16 protein-coding genes are annotated in these 16,016 nt (G+C 34.4%); 6 read left to right on the top strand and 10 right to left on the bottom strand.

Going from position 1 to position 16,016, the window contains the following annotated elements:
* The 5 genes from HM983_RS08035 to HM983_RS08015 all read right to left on the bottom strand — a co-directional run bounded on the left by HM983_RS08035 (position 1) and on the right by HM983_RS08015 (position 3,715).
* Entirely contained in the window at positions 1 to 468 is a 468-nt protein-coding gene (locus tag HM983_RS08035; protein ID WP_179344902.1) for a hypothetical protein, read from the bottom strand.
* A gap of 143 nt (positions 469 to 611) precedes the next feature.
* Positions 612 to 905: a preprotein translocase subunit YajC gene (yajC, locus tag HM983_RS08030; protein ID WP_179344901.1), complete on the bottom strand. Its 294-nt coding sequence runs from the start codon at positions 903 to 905 to the stop codon at positions 612 to 614.
* Between the two features lie 13 nt (positions 906 to 918).
* Positions 919 to 1,479 carry a DUF1573 domain-containing protein gene (locus tag HM983_RS08025; protein WP_179344900.1) on the bottom strand — a complete coding sequence of 187 codons (561 nt, stop codon included), beginning with the start codon at positions 1,477 to 1,479 and terminating at the stop codon, positions 919 to 921.
* A 98-nt stretch (positions 1,480 to 1,577) separates the two neighbouring features.
* Positions 1,578 to 2,522, bottom strand: a complete 945-nt coding sequence (gene nusB / locus HM983_RS08020) for a transcription antitermination factor NusB (protein ID WP_179344899.1) — start codon at positions 2,520 to 2,522, stop codon at positions 1,578 to 1,580.
* A gap of 89 nt (positions 2,523 to 2,611) precedes the next feature.
* Positions 2,612 to 3,715 (bottom strand): Glu/Leu/Phe/Val family dehydrogenase, encoded by a 1,104-nt coding sequence (locus HM983_RS08015; RefSeq protein ID WP_179344898.1) that lies wholly within the window; start codon positions 3,713 to 3,715, stop codon positions 2,612 to 2,614.
* Positions 3,716 to 3,847: 132 nt separating this feature from the next.
* Between HM983_RS08015 and HM983_RS08010 the strand changes: the two genes are divergently transcribed.
* From HM983_RS08010 to HM983_RS08000, 3 genes are all read left to right on the top strand, one after another.
* The gene (locus tag HM983_RS08010; protein ID WP_179344897.1) at positions 3,848 to 5,605 is read left to right on the top strand and encodes an ABC transporter ATP-binding protein; all 1,758 of its coding nucleotides are present in this window, start codon (positions 3,848 to 3,850) and stop codon (positions 5,603 to 5,605) included.
* A gap of 68 nt (positions 5,606 to 5,673) precedes the next feature.
* Complete coding sequence (locus tag HM983_RS08005; protein ID WP_179344896.1) at positions 5,674 to 6,066, top strand: PUR family DNA/RNA-binding protein; 393 nt, start codon at positions 5,674 to 5,676, stop codon at positions 6,064 to 6,066.
* A 144-nt stretch (positions 6,067 to 6,210) separates the two neighbouring features.
* Complete coding sequence (locus HM983_RS08000) at positions 6,211 to 8,718, top strand: M14 family zinc carboxypeptidase (RefSeq protein WP_179344895.1); 2,508 nt, start codon at positions 6,211 to 6,213, stop codon at positions 8,716 to 8,718.
* Between the two features lie 68 nt (positions 8,719 to 8,786).
* Here the strand turns inward: HM983_RS08000 and HM983_RS07995 are convergent, their stop codons facing one another.
* The 3 genes from HM983_RS07995 to HM983_RS07985 form a co-directional block, all read right to left on the bottom strand.
* A complete protein-coding gene (locus HM983_RS07995) occupies positions 8,787 to 9,437 on the bottom strand; it encodes a hypothetical protein (protein WP_179344894.1) in 651 nt (216 codons plus the stop codon).
* A complete protein-coding gene (locus HM983_RS07990; RefSeq protein WP_179344893.1) occupies positions 9,404 to 9,904 on the bottom strand; it encodes an RNA polymerase sigma factor in 501 nt (166 codons plus the stop codon). Before HM983_RS07990 ends, HM983_RS07995 begins: the two co-directional genes overlap by 34 nt.
* A 122-nt stretch (positions 9,905 to 10,026) precedes the next feature.
* Positions 10,027 to 10,362 carry a tRNA-binding protein gene (locus tag HM983_RS07985; RefSeq protein WP_179344892.1) on the bottom strand — a complete coding sequence of 112 codons (336 nt, stop codon included), beginning with the start codon at positions 10,360 to 10,362 and terminating at the stop codon, positions 10,027 to 10,029.
* Positions 10,363 to 10,418: 56 nt separating this feature from the next.
* Here HM983_RS07985 and HM983_RS07980 point away from each other — a divergent pair, with 56 nt between their 5' ends.
* On the top strand, positions 10,419 to 10,973 hold the full coding sequence (locus HM983_RS07980) for a thioredoxin family protein (protein WP_179344891.1): 555 nt from the start codon (positions 10,419 to 10,421) through the stop codon (positions 10,971 to 10,973).
* Positions 10,970 to 11,494 (top strand): GNAT family N-acetyltransferase, encoded by a 525-nt coding sequence (locus HM983_RS07975; RefSeq protein ID WP_179344890.1) that lies wholly within the window; start codon positions 10,970 to 10,972, stop codon positions 11,492 to 11,494. The genes HM983_RS07980 and HM983_RS07975 overlap by 4 nt, the downstream gene beginning before the upstream one ends.
* A gap of 30 nt (positions 11,495 to 11,524) precedes the next feature.
* On the opposite strand, the gene HM983_RS07970 is transcribed toward HM983_RS07975, so the two are convergent.
* Positions 11,525 to 13,675, bottom strand: coding sequence for a TonB-dependent receptor (locus tag HM983_RS07970; RefSeq protein WP_179344889.1), 2,151 nt, complete (start codon positions 13,673 to 13,675; stop codon positions 11,525 to 11,527).
* Between the two features lie 173 nt (positions 13,676 to 13,848).
* Here HM983_RS07970 and HM983_RS07965 point away from each other — a divergent pair, with 173 nt between their 5' ends.
* On the top strand, positions 13,849 to 14,520 hold the full coding sequence (locus tag HM983_RS07965) for a lysoplasmalogenase (RefSeq protein WP_179344888.1): 672 nt from the start codon (positions 13,849 to 13,851) through the stop codon (positions 14,518 to 14,520).
* 101 nt (positions 14,521 to 14,621) lie between these two features.
* On the opposite strand, the gene HM983_RS07960 is transcribed toward HM983_RS07965, so the two are convergent.
* Positions 14,622 to 15,893, bottom strand: coding sequence for an NAD(P)/FAD-dependent oxidoreductase (locus HM983_RS07960; RefSeq protein WP_179344887.1), 1,272 nt, complete (start codon positions 15,891 to 15,893; stop codon positions 14,622 to 14,624).
* Positions 15,894 to 16,016: the final 123 nt, after the last annotated feature.

The following is a 16,016-nucleotide window of genomic DNA, read 5'->3' as shown; positions in this document are numbered from 1 at the left end:
CTAAAGAAAACTTATTCTAACTCTTGGAGTGCCAGTATGCACCCTTATTTGGTTTCTTGGAGCTCGTCGCTCATAGTAATAATAATTGTAATAACCACGATGGTAATGAGATGCATATTGATAGTAATGGTCACTATGGTGGCAATGTGAATCGCAATGCTCATAATGTTCTCTATAAGCATCCTCTTTACCTTTTTTATAAGCTTTGTAAGCCTTTCTATCTCGTTTTTTTAAAGATTTCTCATAGTCCTTTTGTTCTCTCCAAAACTCCTCTTCTCCTTCTGATTTTTCGGAATCGTAATGTTGCTCAAATTTTGCATCTTCTTTTCCCCTTTTTTCATAATAAGAAGCTCTATCTAAATCTGTTTTTTCTTTGTCTTCCTTTTGGTTTTTCGATTGCTCTTGTGAGGTTCCGATAGAAACTATACTAAGCATTACGACAAAAATGATGGTATAACACGTTTTCATAATAATTGTTTTTTAATTAATCTCAATTTAGGGTTTCTATTATTAAGACACTTAAAAACCAATTTACCCTACGTTTCGATTTAGAGCATAAAAAAAGGCTTCCAAATCGGAAGCCTTTTTAATTTATTCTGTATTACAACCTACTATTTCTTTACAACAGCTGGTGCATTTAATTTTTTACTCATTTCCATTGAAATTGCAGAACGATCAAATTTAATTTTTCCAGCTAATGTTTCAATTACACAGCTATTATCTTTATCGTTTAAATCCACAACCTTACCATGCATTCCGCTTTTGGTAATGACACGATCGCCACGCTTAAGTTCGCTCGCAAATTTTTTTTCTTGTTTTGCTTTTTTCATCTGTGGTGCTATCATAAAGAAATACATCACGGCGAAAATGGCAATAAATGGCAAAAAAGATCCTAATCCTTCCATTAAATTATTTTAATTAGTTATGGTTATGTCCTTCGTGCCCTGGTTGTGTTGAAGTTTTCATCACTGTACCAGTTGTATTAGGTGCGGCTTGATTCATAGATGCTGTAGCAGGTGCTGCTTTAGCGTTTGGATCTTTTTCCACAAAAGCAGTAATTTTTACCACTTCACTTCCTTTTTCAGTATTGGTAGTCAAAGTTACCGATTTAGAAACTTTATTTCCGTTTCCTTTACCGTTGAATTTTACAACAAATTCACCCGTATCGCCTGGCTTCACCTCTTTTGTCCAGTTAGATGGTACTGTACATCCACAAGTACTTTTAATGTTACTTACAACCAACATAGAATTACCAGTATTTGTGTACTTAAAAGTAGTTTCTACAGGTGTTCCATTTTCAATCGTTCCAAAATCGTGTTCAACTTTATCAAAAGAAATTACTGGAAAATCACCAGCATTGGCATCTCTTTCGGCAGCGACGGCTACATTTTCAGATTTTACTTTGTCAGCAGCATTTTCTTTACAAGAAGTAAAGGCTACCATACATAAAGCACTAAGTCCTAAAATTACTTTTTTCATTGCTATTATTTTTTAATTAACTTAAATACATTTTTAATTCAGCCGTCAAAGGTAATAATAATTTCATCCAATTAAAACTTTTAGTTTGTTGTTAACACTTACAGCAACCCTCTTCCTGTTTTTTGATGTTTCTTTTCGGCTTGGTAGTCTTTCACAATTTTATCTAAAATACCATTTATAAAGAAACTGCTTTTAGGCGTAGAATATTCCTTAGCGACTTCCAGATACTCATTAATAGTAACTTTGTAGGGTATAGAATTGAACTTCTGGAATTCGCAAATAGCCATCTGAAGTAATACACCGTCAATACTGGCCAAGCGCTCAGAATCCCAATTTGTGGTCTTACTTGAAATTTCTCCTATAAAAGTACTGCTATTAAGCAAAGTTTTTTTGAGCAAGTCTTTAGCAAATTCCTTATCGTCATCATCCTTGTACAATTCTGGTAGCAAGGCAGTTTCTGGAGAAATCAGTTTTTGCTTTCTCAAGACCTTTAAAATAGCTGTATTTACAACTGGAAGATCATCGACCCAAGTAAGTCTCTTATCTTCAAAATAATCATAAAGTTTATCGTTAGGTGCTATAATTTCAGAATAAATATCCAAAACAAACTGTTTTTCCTTTTGAAAAGAATTCTCAGTATCATTAATATACTCCTCGTAAATCTCGCTTTTCAATATCTCTTTAAATAAAATATCGATGTATTCAAAATCAAGCTCCCAAAAATTAAGTTTACGCTTTTTGATAATTTCTTGCAGCATCTTATTGCTGCTAATAAGCTCCAACAATTGATTATCCTGAAACTTGGTGCTTGGATTTCTGTCTGCGGCAGACCCTGTTAACTTTTTCTGTAATTTTTGATTGTGGTCTTTGCTCTTTTTTTGCAGTTCGGTAAGCAATGCAAGTATGGATAGATATAAATCGTAAATACTATCTAAACTGTGAAGCAAAAATTTTTCGTTCTTTGTGATATCATCACTCTCAGTTCCTTTAAAAGCATATAGCGATTGCATAACTTTTATTCTGATGTGTCTTCTATTGAGCATGTCTAAGAACTTACTTTTGTTTTTTGATTAAAAAAAGGTGGGCAAAAAACCCACCGTGCAAAAATACTATTATTTAATTCTGAAAAAAACTATTTTGAGTTTTCTCTCTTTCTCGTTTCAATACGCTCTCTTGCAATATTAAGTGCGGCATTATGCGTGGTTAGATTGTTCACCTTGGCATTATCGAGAATTTCGAGCGTGGTATTGTAAATGTTCTCTGTTTTACGCATTATTTCCTGCTTATCGTAGTTCTCCAGTTCCGCATAAACATTAATAATTCCACCAGCATTAATCAAAAAATCTGGTGCATATACAATACCTCTTTCCTGTAAAATTTGACCGTGTTTTTTCTCATTCGCCAATTGGTTGTTGGCAGCTCCAGCAATAATTTTTGCTTGAAGTTTATAAATGGTATCATCATTTATAGTCGCACCAAGCGCACACGGAGCATAAATATCCATATTTGCACTGTAAATATCATCGCCTCCATATATAGTAGCTCCATACTTACTGCGCACTTCTTCCAAACGATCTTGGCTTAAATCTGCGATGGTAACTTTGGCACCCTCATTAACTAAATGTTCCACTAATGCTTCGCCAACATTACCTATACCTTGAACAAAAACATTTTTATCTTCTAAGATATCAGATCCATATTGGAATTTAGCTGCTGCCTTCATACCCATAAAAACACCATAAGCAGTAATTGGAGATGGATTTCCCGCACCACCTTTACTTTCTGATATACCAGTAACATATGGAGTTACCTCTCTAACCGTATCCATGTCTTCTGTGGCCATACCAACATCTTCTGCTGTAATGTATCGTCCGCTCAATGAATGAACAAATTCTCCAAAACGACGCATTAACTCTGGCGTTTTTTGTGTTTTAGCGTCACCGATAATTACGGCTTTACCTCCGCCGAGATTCAATCCTGTAATGGCAGATTTAAATGTCATTCCGCGAGATAATCGCAACACATCATTTAATGCTTCCCATTCATTAGAATAGTTCCACATTCTGGTACCTCCTAAAGCTGGTCCCAAAACTGTATTGTGAATACCAATTATAGCTTTTAAACCAGTATCTTTGTCGTTGCAAAAAACAATTTGCTCGTGGTCATCAAAAGATTCCTGTCCAAAGACGGGATCTACATGAGATAGCTCTTTGGGTGATATAATACTTGAAGTCATGTTTAATAAGATTTTAGACCGTTTGAGGATTCCTTAAAAACGGCGAGCAAAAATAAATTATAATTAGAGGATTAGCAAAATATTAACTACAAAATAAGATTATGGTAATACTTTTGTCCGACCAAATGCAATATGAAAGCACTAAAACACCTCAATAAATATTTTTTTAAATACAGATACCGTTTAATTGTAGGTATTCTTATCACTATAATAGCTAAAATATTTACGCTGTTTACACCAAGATTAGTTGGTGACTCAATTAATATTATTTCTGATCATTTTAATGGTAAGATTGGTGCAGAAGCTTTTAAAGCTGATTTATTGGTCAATGTTCTTTACTTAATCGGTGCAGCAATTGTTGCTGGGATTTTCACGTTTTTAATGCGACAAACAATTATCAACGTGTCGCGCTATATTGAATACGACCTTAAAAATGAAATCTATCAGCATTACCAAATTCTCTCTTTAAATTTTTACAAATCGAACAGAACGGGTGATTTAATGAATAGAATCAGTGAAGACGTAGGTAAAGTACGTATGTATGTTGGTCCAGCCATTATGTACACCATGAATACCATTACCTTGTTTGTTGTGGCTTTTATATATATGATTAATACTGCGCCAACACTCACCCTATATACACTACTCCCCTTGCCTATTTTATCATTTTCCATTTATAAATTAAGTAAAATGATTAATAAGCGCAGTACTATTGTACAGCAATCTCTTTCAACATTATCAACTTATACGCAAGAGACATTCAGTGGAGTTTCGGTAATTAAATCTTATGGCATTGAGCCCAGAACCAATACGGAATTTGATAATCTATCTTCTGAAAACAGACAAAAGCAGATTAATCTAACAAAAGTACAAGCCTTATTTTTTCCTTTGATGATCTTGCTTATAGGCTTGAGTAATCTCATTGTAATTTATATTGGTGGCATGCAATATATGAATGGTGAAATTGAAAATATTGGTACCATTGCAGAGTTTATCATTTACGTAAATATGCTTACCTGGCCAGTCGCTACAGTGGGTTGGGTGACTTCGCTCGTACAACAGGCAGAAGCATCACAACAGCGCATTAATGAGTTTTTAGGTCAAGAACCAGAGATCCAAAACAAGGTTCAGCAGTTGACACCCATAAAAGGTGATATCGAATTCAAAAATGTTTCTTTTATATACCCAGACACTAATATTAAGGCTCTAAAAGACGTGAGTTTTAAAATCAATTCTGGCGAAACTTTAGCTATTTTAGGAAAGACTGGATCTGGTAAATCGACTATTCTCGATTTAATTGGAAGGCTTTACGACATTGACAATGGGTCTATTTTAGTTGATGATACTGTGATTTCAAATCTCAATCTTTACAATTTGAGACAAAGTATTGGTTATGTACCTCAGGATGCTTTTTTATTTTCTGATACGATAAGAAATAATATAAAATTCGGAAAAGAAGATGCTACGGATGATGAAGTAATAGAAGCCGCAAAAAACGCAAGAGTTCATAAAAATATCATTGGTTTCAATAAAGGATACGATACCGTTTTAGGTGAACGTGGCATTACATTATCTGGTGGCCAAAAGCAACGTGTGTCCATTGCTAGAGCAATTGTTAAAAAACCAGACATACTTCTTTTTGACGATTGTCTTTCTGCTGTAGATACTGAAACCGAAGAGAAAATCCTTAAAAATCTTGTAAAACTCACCAAAGATAAAACTACTATTATAGTGAGCCACCGTGTGTCCTCGGCTAAAAATGCAGATAAGATAATTGTTCTGGACGATGGTAAAGTGATCCAGACCGGAACTCACCAAAGTCTCATTGATATCGATGGATATTATAAAGAACTTTACACAAAGCAACTCTCAGAAAAAGAAATGTTATAATTTGTTGGTTGCTATACTTTTTTTTTAGATTTTTGATTTCGAAATAATATAAAATCAAAGATTGAATTATGAGTGACTACGGAATGATGGACAAAGAAGAAATCTACTCTAAAGTATTACGTGCGGGAAGACGCACTTATTTTTTTGATGTAAGAGCAACTAAAGCGGGCGATTATTACTTAACTATTACAGAAAGTAAAAAGTTTACTAATGATGATGGATCGTTTCATTACAAAAAGCATAAAATATACCTTTATAAAGAGGATTTTATTGAATTTAGAGAAATCCTTGGTGAAATGACGGATTATATCATTGACGAAAAAGGTACCGAAGTTATTAGCGAACGTCATCAGAAAGATTTTAAGAGAGAAGATGATGATTTCGTAGCACAAGAAGCTAAAACTCCACAAGACACAAAATCGACGGATAGTTTTACCGATATCAGTTTTGATGATATTTAAGTTGTACATCTGTTAAATTATACCAAAACCCTGACAATATCGTCAGGGTTTTTTATTTTTAAGCAATTAAGAAACTAGTCGCCTTCATTAAGATGATTAAGTCAAAAAATTTCAAAGATTTTACAACAAACTAATCCAATTTTTATGCAACGTATTTTATTTGTATTCCTTTTATCAATTACTGGTCTATTTGCACAATCCAATACCGATCTGTCCTATTATTTACCTCAGGACGTACAGTATGATTCGAGTATACCAACACCAAAAAGCATCATTGGTCATGAGGTTGGCGAATGGCATATCACTCACGATAAACTCGTACAATATATGACCGCTCTTGCGAAAGCCTCTGATAGAATTACAATTGACGATAGAGGAAAAACATTTGAAGGTCGACCATTATTATTATTGACCATCACCTCGCCTCAAAACCATCAGAATTTAGATGCCATACAAAAAGCACACATTGAGGCCACTGAGAGTAAATCTGCCAATGTAGAAAATAGACCTATCGTAGTTTATCAAGGGTTTTCAATACACGGAAATGAGCCAAGTGGTTCTAACGCTGCTTTGGCAGTTGCTTATTATTTGGCTGCAGCACAAGGGTCTAAAATTGATGAAATGATGAAGAATACGGTCATTCTTTTTGACCCATCTTTTAATCCAGACGGTTTGCAACGATTTGCGTATTGGGCTAACACCAATAAAAGTATTAACCTTAATCCAGATCCAAATGATAGAGAATATAGTGAGGTTTGGCCAGGTGGACGTACCAACCATTATTGGTTTGATATGAATAGAGATTGGTTGCCTGTGCAACTTCCAGAATCACGAGCACGTATAAAAACATTTCACGAATGGATGCCTAATATTTTAACCGACCACCATGAAATGGGTACCAATTCAAGTTTTTTCTTTCAACCGGGAATTCCTTCAAGAACGCATCCGTTAACTCCGCAAATGAATCAAGATTTGACCAGAGGTATCGCTAAATATCATGCAAAAGCATTGGATAAGATTGGCTCGCTATATTATTCTGAAGAAAGTTTTGATGATTTCTATTATGGCAAAGGTTCAACCTTTCCTGATATTAATGGTGGTATCGGAATTTTGTTTGAACAAGCCAGTTCTCGTGGACACATTCAAGAAAGTGACAATGGTATTTTAACGTTTCCATTTACCATAAGAAATCAATTTACAGCAGCGTTATCAACATTAGAAGCTGCTAATGGCATGCGCGAAGAAATTCTTCAGTATCAGAATACATTTTATAACAATGCAAGAAATGAAGGTTCAAAATTCGGTAATAAAGCGATTGTCTTTGGAGATGAAAAAGATGCGGCTAAAACATATCATCTGGCTGAAATATTGAATAGACACAAAATTAAGTTCCACGAAGTGGAATCTGATTTTTCAGCGAATGGCATATCTTTCAAAAAAGGATACAGCTATATTGTGCCTAAAAATCAAAAAAACACAAGGTTGATTGATGCGATGTTTGAGAAACGTACCACGTTTCAAGATAGCTTGTTTTATGATATTTCGGCTTGGTCTTTCCCATTAGCGTTTAATCTTGATTATACGGAAACAACAACATCTAATGCTGGGAGTGTGGTCACAGATTTACAGCCAAAAACAGGTGGTGTAGCATCAAAAAGTGACTATGCATATTTGTTTGAATGGAACGAATATTACTCACCAAAACTTTTATATGCTATTTTAAAAGAAGGCTTGAGAGCCAAAGTGAGTTCAAAACAATTTACGGCAAATGGTAAAAAGTACGGTTACGGAACGATTATGGTACCTGCTCAGAATCAGGATATGAGTTCGTCCGAAGTTTATTCATTTTTAGATGAAACTGCCAAGGAAAGCCATATTACTATTGATGCTGTTTCTACAGGGTTAACTGAGGGTATCGATTTAGGTAGTAATAATTTTGGCAGTCTTGAATTACCAAAAATAGCGTTATTAGTAGGCGATGGTATGACGTCTTATGATGCTGGTGAAATCTGGCACTTATTGGATACACGCTACGACATCACAGTCACTAAGTTAGACACAGACGATTTTAGTCGTGCAGATTTAAACCGTTATAACACCATTATTATGGTAAATTCTTATTCTGGTTTAAATGAAAACAACACTAAAAAACTAAAATCATGGCTCGAAGACGGTGGCACATTAGTCGCTTATAGAAACGCATTACGTTGGCTAGATTCTAAAAAATTAATGAACATAGATTTCAAGAAAAGTAATCTAGACGCGAAAAACATCACATTTGAAGAACGCGGCGATTTTAGAGGTGCGCAAGTAATTGGTGGAGCTATTTTTGAAGCTGAATTGGACCGTTCGCATCCTATAAATTTTGGCTATAAAAATGATAAATTGGCAATGTTCAGAAATACTACATTGTTTATTCCTGCAGATAAAAATAGTTATAATAACCCAATACAATACACAGAGAATCCATTGTTGAGTGGTTATATTTCAGAAGAAAATCTGGATAGTATTAGTAATACAGTGCCGTTAAAAATTGGCCGTGTTGGTCGTGGTAATGTTGTGGCGTTTACCGACAACACCAATTTTAGAGCCTTTTGGTATGGTACCAATAAGTTGTTGATGAATGCTATTTTCTTTCGGGATGAGTATTAAAAAGTTTATCTAATATTGAAAAAATTAAGCCCAATAGTCAACTATTGGGCTTTTTAAATATTAAGAATTTAAATATCACTCTTATAAGCTCTCAGTTGCTCCAAACCATCTTCGGTCTCTTTAAGCTTAACGTCAATGTCTTTATAAATATGTCTAGCACCAAAATATGCAACGGCAAACCAAGCACACACAACAAATCCTATGGCACTGACTTTGGCTAAGTTCATTGCAACTTCTCCACCAGAGAATATTTGAAATACACCTACACCAACAGTGGCCATCCATAAACCGACAATTGTCATATCGTATATGGCTGTTTTTGCAGTGTGCATTCTAAATTTATAGATTTCCTCTTGCAATGCCACTATACCTAATTTCCCTAAATCTAATTTTTTCAATGGACTGTGCTGTAAAAAGGAAAAGATCATTGCTGCAGCTCCCAAACTTACTATAATCACAAAAAACGGTGAATCCCAAACTTTATAAATAATAAAGAATGATATTAAAGCATAAACTAATGCCATGTTCTTTCCTGCAAGTGAGATTTTTAAGAATTTATCGAAAGTGGTTGTGGCTTTATTAAGTTCTAATGTTTTAATTTTTTCTTCATTCACTCTAACACGATGTTCAAGAACGTTCATATCTTGTTTCCAAATGTTTTTTATATCATCGATATCCATAATTTCTAATGTTTTAATGATGTCAGCTCTTGCTTCCACCGGTTCTTAATTCGACTAATTTTTGTAGCTACATTGGTTTTTGTAATCCCAAGGACATCTGCAATGACTTCGTAATCTTTATCTTCTAGATATAGAAACATCAAGGCCTTATCGAACTCATTAAGTGCAGATAACAATTTGTGCAATACGTTTTGCTCATAGCTCCTTTCACTAGTCTCAGGTGCTGGTGTAAACTTAAACAATCCAGCATCTAGACTCACTGTCCTGTTTTTTGTTTTAAACGTCTTACGATAATGCGAAATGGCAACATTCATTGAAATACGATACAACCAAGTGGTCATGGCATATGTATCGTTGTACTTATCTAGAGATTTCCAGATCTGAATTAAAATTTCCTGCTCTAAATCTTTTTTGTCATCATCATCAGTACAATATATTGTGATCACTTTATATAAAATACCTCTGTATCTTTCGATGATTTCAATAAATTTCGCCTTCTTGCTCAAGTTGTTTTGTCTTGTGTGTTTACTATATTATTCGCAAGAGATTTTAAAAAATCACAAAAAGAGATAAAAATTTAAAAAAAGTAGTAAATCATTTATTTTGATAAGCATCGATGAGTCTATATTTAACTCACAACACTGCCATTCTTAACCTTAGTTTCAGGGTGCAGTAAAAAGACATCTTTTTCCTTAACAGCACCGACGACCAAGCATTCACTCATAAAATCGGCAATTTGCTTTTTTGGAAAATTCACTACTGCTACGATTTGCCGATTTAACAAATCGTCTTTGGAATATAGTGTAGTAATTTGGGCTGAAGATTTTTTAGTACCTAAATCACCAAAATCTATTGTAAGCTGATAGGCTGGTTTTTTGGCGTTCGGAAAATCCTTGACTTGGATGATGGTACCTATTCTTAAATCGACCTTTGTAAAATCTTCAAATGTTATGATATTATCCATATTAGTTTTCGCAGAAGTGTGTAACTTTATAATGTTGAACTAAAATACTAAAAATTATGGCACTCACACCCTCAAATATGTTACCTCTGGGTACAAAAGCACCGGAATTTGAATTATTAGACACAAAAGACAATAATAAAAAGTCGTTGGACCACCTCAAAGGTCTCAAGGGCACCTTAATCATGTTTATATGCAACCACTGCCCTTTTGTAAAGCATGTAAATTCAGAATTGTCGCAATTGGCAAAAGATTATATTGCTAAAGGAATTAAATGCATTGCTATATCGAGCAATGATGTGGAAAAATATCCTCAAGATAGTCCTGAAAAAATGGCTGAAAATGCCGTTGAAAATGACTTTATTTTTCCTTACCTATACGATCAGACCCAGGAAGTTGCCAATTCTTACGATGCGGCTTGCACACCTGATTTCTTTTTATTTAATGAAAATTTAGAACTTGTTTATACCGGACAACTAGACGATTCAAGGCCTAGCAACGGAATTCCTGTCACTGGTAAAGACCTCAGAGCAGCTATGGATGCTTTAGTGGAGGACCAACCAATTGATAAAAACCAAAAACCAAGTATGGGATGCAATATAAAATGGAAATGAATATTACTATAGAAACCAAACGCTTAATCCTTAGACCAATTAAAAAAAATGATGCCAAAGACTTTTTTGAATTGGATTCCAATCCCGAAGTTCATATTTACCTTGGTAAAAAGCCTGTTAAAACTATAGAGGAATCACAAAAAATGATTGATGATATATTACAACAGTATAAAGAATTTGGCATTGGTCGGTTGGCCATGATCAATAAAACAACCAATGAATTTATCGGATGGTCTGGTTTAAAATATGAGCGAAATCTGCGTAAAGAATTTAATTATTACGACGTTGGTTACAGATTAAAAGAACAATTTTGGGGTAAAGGCTACGCAACTGAAGCAGCTTTAGCTTCCATTAATTTTGGGTTTAACGATTTAAAATTAAAAGAAATTGGTGCCGCCGCAGAACTAGACCACATTGCTTCAAATACTATTTTAAATAAAATCGGAATGAAGTATTCTGGTACGTTTGTCCATGACAACACACAACTCAATTGGTATACAATTATGAAAAGCGATTGGTAAAGAACTAATATTTAATGAGAGATACTTAATCTACAAGTTATCTAGCTGATTATCCGTTCCGTCTTCGCTAATAGTCCAGAATAAACCCACAAAAAAGAATTGGTCTGCCGCAGGTCTTAGAGCTCTTCTGCTAAAATTACCGTTCAAATCTGGTGAATTACTGTACTGGTACCCATTAACATTCTTAATACCTAAAACGTTATTAACAGAGAAATATAGTATTTTTTGTTCATCCAAAAGATAAGCCCAATTAACACTCAAACTATTAAAGGATTTGGTGCGCTCAGCCAGAAAGTCAATTTCATTTGGGTTATCATAAGGCCTGCCCGAAGAAAATCCATAAGCTAAACCTATTTGACTTTTCCAATCCTCAACCCAATATTTCCCAACAATAGATAGGTTGTGGTTTGTAGCAAAGTTAGGTTGTGCAGCAGTTTCAAAATTTCTATGGTCTCGCTCAGTGTCTAAATACGAATAACTGACCCAATAATCAAGATTTTTTACTCCCGTATTATCTCTCCAAAAAACATCTATACCTTGAGCATAACCATTACCTGAAGATGTAAAATTACTGTCAAATGCTTCAAAATCTGAGTCGAATTTAATGAGATTATCATATGTTTTTCTATAGGCTTCAGCTCTAAAAATCTTACCATTATTAACATATTGGTAATTAAGAATATAATGCGACGTTTTCCGTGCTTTGAGGTTTTTTTCAAATTTTAAAATGCTACTGTTTGGGTTTTGATAAAACTTACCATAAGCCAAAGAAAATTGTCCGTTTTCTGATGCTTTATAAGCAATTGCTGCTCTCGGTGCTACATCTAAATCATTAAAAATGGAACTGTAATCTGCTCTCAAACCGATTTTTAAAGCTAATTTTTTTGAAAAAATAAGATCGGCCTCTGTAAATGCTGCAGTGATATTATTATTAAAACCATATGAGGCATCGATTTCTTGATCTTCAAAATTTTCATTGAAGTCCGTTAAAAATTGTTCAGCACCAAAACTTAATTTGAATCTGCTATTGAAACGTTTTTTTAATTTCAACTTGGTATGTACAGAATTTTCTCTATCAACTATATCACTTGTCTGAATACCTATTTTTGTCTCTGCATAAGTGTAGCTCAGACCCGTTGCGATACTCCAGCTATTTCCCAGGGCACCTTTGTATGATGTGTTTAAGTAGAAGTTATTATTATTCAATTTAAAATCCAAACCATCTTCAAAATTGATATCATCCTGAGTCAATTTAAATTTTGAAGTGTCGAATGCAGCATAAAACTTCAACATACCACTGTTCATTTTTTGTCTATAAATCATTTCGCCTTGAGCACCTTGATATGGCGTTTCCCAATTGTTTCTATCTTCAAACACTTCTAAATATGGTGCTAGATTAATGTACGAAGCACTAAAACTCAAAGAAGATTTTTCCCATTTTTGTGTATTTCCAAGATTGGCACCTACGGTCATGATACCGATATCAGTTTTTTCTTGGTCTGGCTCATCGATAGAATTTAACAGAAGTACACTTGAAAGCGCTTGTCCATATTCCGACGAATAACCACCTGTAGAAAACGTTATACCATCAAACAAAAAAGGCGAATAGCGACCACGTGTTGGAATGTTATTTGTCGTTGGCGTAAAAGGTGTAAATACCCGTATACCATCAATAAAAATTTGGGTTTCGTCTGCATTACCTCCACGTACAAACAAACGACCATCTTCTGAAACATTAGAAGTTCCAGGTAGTGTCTGTAATGCGCCAACAAAATCGCCCAAAGCACTTGCGGTAGTCACCACATCCAAGGGTTTTAATACCGAAACTTTACTGTTATCGCTGGCTTCAAATGTACCTGCACTGATTACCACAGCGTCTAAAGCTTCAACATTTTCTCTCAATTTAATATTTAAGTCCTTCATTTTTGAAACATCTTCAACAATGGTTTTGGTCTCAAATGATAACATAGATAACACTAAAGTTTGCGTCCCAGCTTCTTGGGTCTTAAAGGTAAAATTTCCATCTTCGTCTGTAGTCGCGCCGTCATAGGTTCCTTCTAGATAGACGTTCACACCCATGATAGGTTGATTTTTAGTGTCGACTGCTTTTCCTGAAATAATTGTTTGCGAATAACTTATATTGATTAAAAATAAGAGAAGGATAATGAATATATTTTTCATGATTTTGATTGATGATTAAATGTTCGTTTTAGATACTGAAATAAATTCAGCAAAAATTGATAGTACAAACTTCTATTGAAAATCTGAGGATCTAAATTCTATGTTACCGAACTGTAAAATATCATTGACGAATTGAATATATTTGAAAATCACACTAAGAAAATCCACCAACAATGCTCACCCAAACCGAGAAACAGTTTTCCATTATATTTTTTATTATTGTGTTGTTTGAGCTAATCACAGGAAGTACAGAAACCCTAACATATGCTCACTATATTGCGAAACCAGCCATAGTTGCTAGTCTTATAGCATTATTTGTTAAAACTTCAGGTGAATTACCAAAACCTATAGAACGATTAACAGTATTGGCTTTGGTGTTTTCACTTCTGGGTGATATTTTGCTTATGTTAGTTGATAATTCCCAGCATTTTTTCACTTTCGGTTTAATAGCTTTTTTAATTGCGCATGTGATGTATGTGATGGTTTTTTTGAAACATCGTAATCCCAACTCAAAACCGTTTGGTTTTATTTTGATATTGCTGGTATATGCATCAAGTCTGTTTTACTTTCTAAAAGATGGTTTGGGAGAAATGCTTATTCCTGTAGTGATTTATATGTTGGTGATTTTAGGGATGTCAACTTCAGCTTATATACGAAAAGGAAAAGTGAACGTTTTGAGTTATGGATTGGTCTTTATAGGCGCAATTTTTTTCATGATTTCTGATAGTATTTTAGCGTTAAATAAATTCTACCAGCCACTACCCTTTTCTGATGTTTCCATTATGGTAACTTATTCCATTGCTCAGTTTTTGATTGTTTTAGGGATATTGAAAATTAACAATTAAAGATATAATCAGTATTGTCATTCCTGAGAAGACAGGAATCCACTAACTACCTTAAATTTTAGATTTCTGCTTTCGCAGGAATGACAAAGGCAATCAAAAAACTACTTTTTAAAAGGCCTAATAATCAATCGTGCTGCCTTATCGAAATTAATATAATTGTACGTCCAATTGAAAAATGTAACTACACGGTTCCTAAAACCAACAAGTGACATGAGATGTACAAACATCCAAACAAACCAAGCAAAAGCACCACTGAATTTATAGTGTTTCAGATCCACAACAGCCTTATTTCTTCCTATGGTTGCCATAGAACCTTTATCGTTATATTTAAAAGGTTCCATGAGTTGATTGTTAACCAATTTCAAAAGGTTTTTACCCAATAATTTTCCTTGCTGTATAGCAGGTTGAGCTACTTGCGGATGGCCTTTTGGGTAGTTTTCTGTTTCCATCAATGCAATATCACCAATGGCGAAAATGTTGTCGTAACCTTCAACTTGGTTAAATTTGTTGACTTTATATCGATTCACTTTTTCTAATAATGCTTCAGCTTTTAAACCTTCTATTGGAGCACCAGTTACACCTGCAGCCCAAATTAGGGTTTCGGATTGCAATTCTAAATCGGAATTTGTAGTCACAGTTTTTCCGTCGTAATGCTCTACTAAAGTATTGCAATGCACTTGTACGCCTAGGTCTTTAAGAAATTCCTCTGCCTTTTTTGAAGCGTGTTCACTCATTGGTGGCAGGACACGATCCGCACCTTCCAATAAATGGATTTTCATATCGTTACTGTCCAAATCATGGTATTCACTCGGTAGAATATGGTTTTTTAATTCTGCAATTGCACCCGAAAGCTCTACGCCTGTTGGTCCTGCACCGACTATTACAAAATTGAGATAGGCCTGTTGCTCCTCTTTGGTATCGGCAATGGCGGCTTTTTCAAAGTTTTGAAGTATTAAACTACGAATATTCAAAGCCTGTGGCACATTTTTCATGGGCATGCTGTTGGCTTTAACTTCAGTATTACCAAAAAAGTTGGTTTTGGTACCTGTTGCAATAACAAGGTAATCGTAGTTTAATTTGCCTATGCTTGTTTCCACTTCATTTTTTTCGGCATTGATCTGTTTTACTTCAGCCAAACGAAAGAATGAATTTTTATGCTTTTTGAGGATTTTTCGTAATGGGTAAGCAATAGAATCTGGCTCTAAACCAGAACTCGATACTTGGTACAACAATGGCTGAAAGGTGTGATAGTTATGCTTGTCTAACAAAACGACTTGTGCATCTTTATTACCCAGTGTTTTGGCTAGTCTCACACCAGCAAAACCACCACCAATAATAATAACTCTTGGAAAACTTGAATCAGGAATATTCATAAGTAAATCGTCTAGAATTGACGCTCCCAAAGATAAGATTAAAGCTGCTAAAAACTTTATTTTTCAACATTTGTTTCATAGCATTGTAACGTTTTAAACATTAATACTACAAATAGATAACTA

This window comes from Winogradskyella ursingii, assembly GCF_013403975.1.
GTDB classification, from domain to species: Bacteria; Bacteroidota; Bacteroidia; order Flavobacteriales; family Flavobacteriaceae; genus Winogradskyella; species Winogradskyella ursingii.
This window is presented reverse-complemented; position numbering and strand designations above follow the sequence as displayed.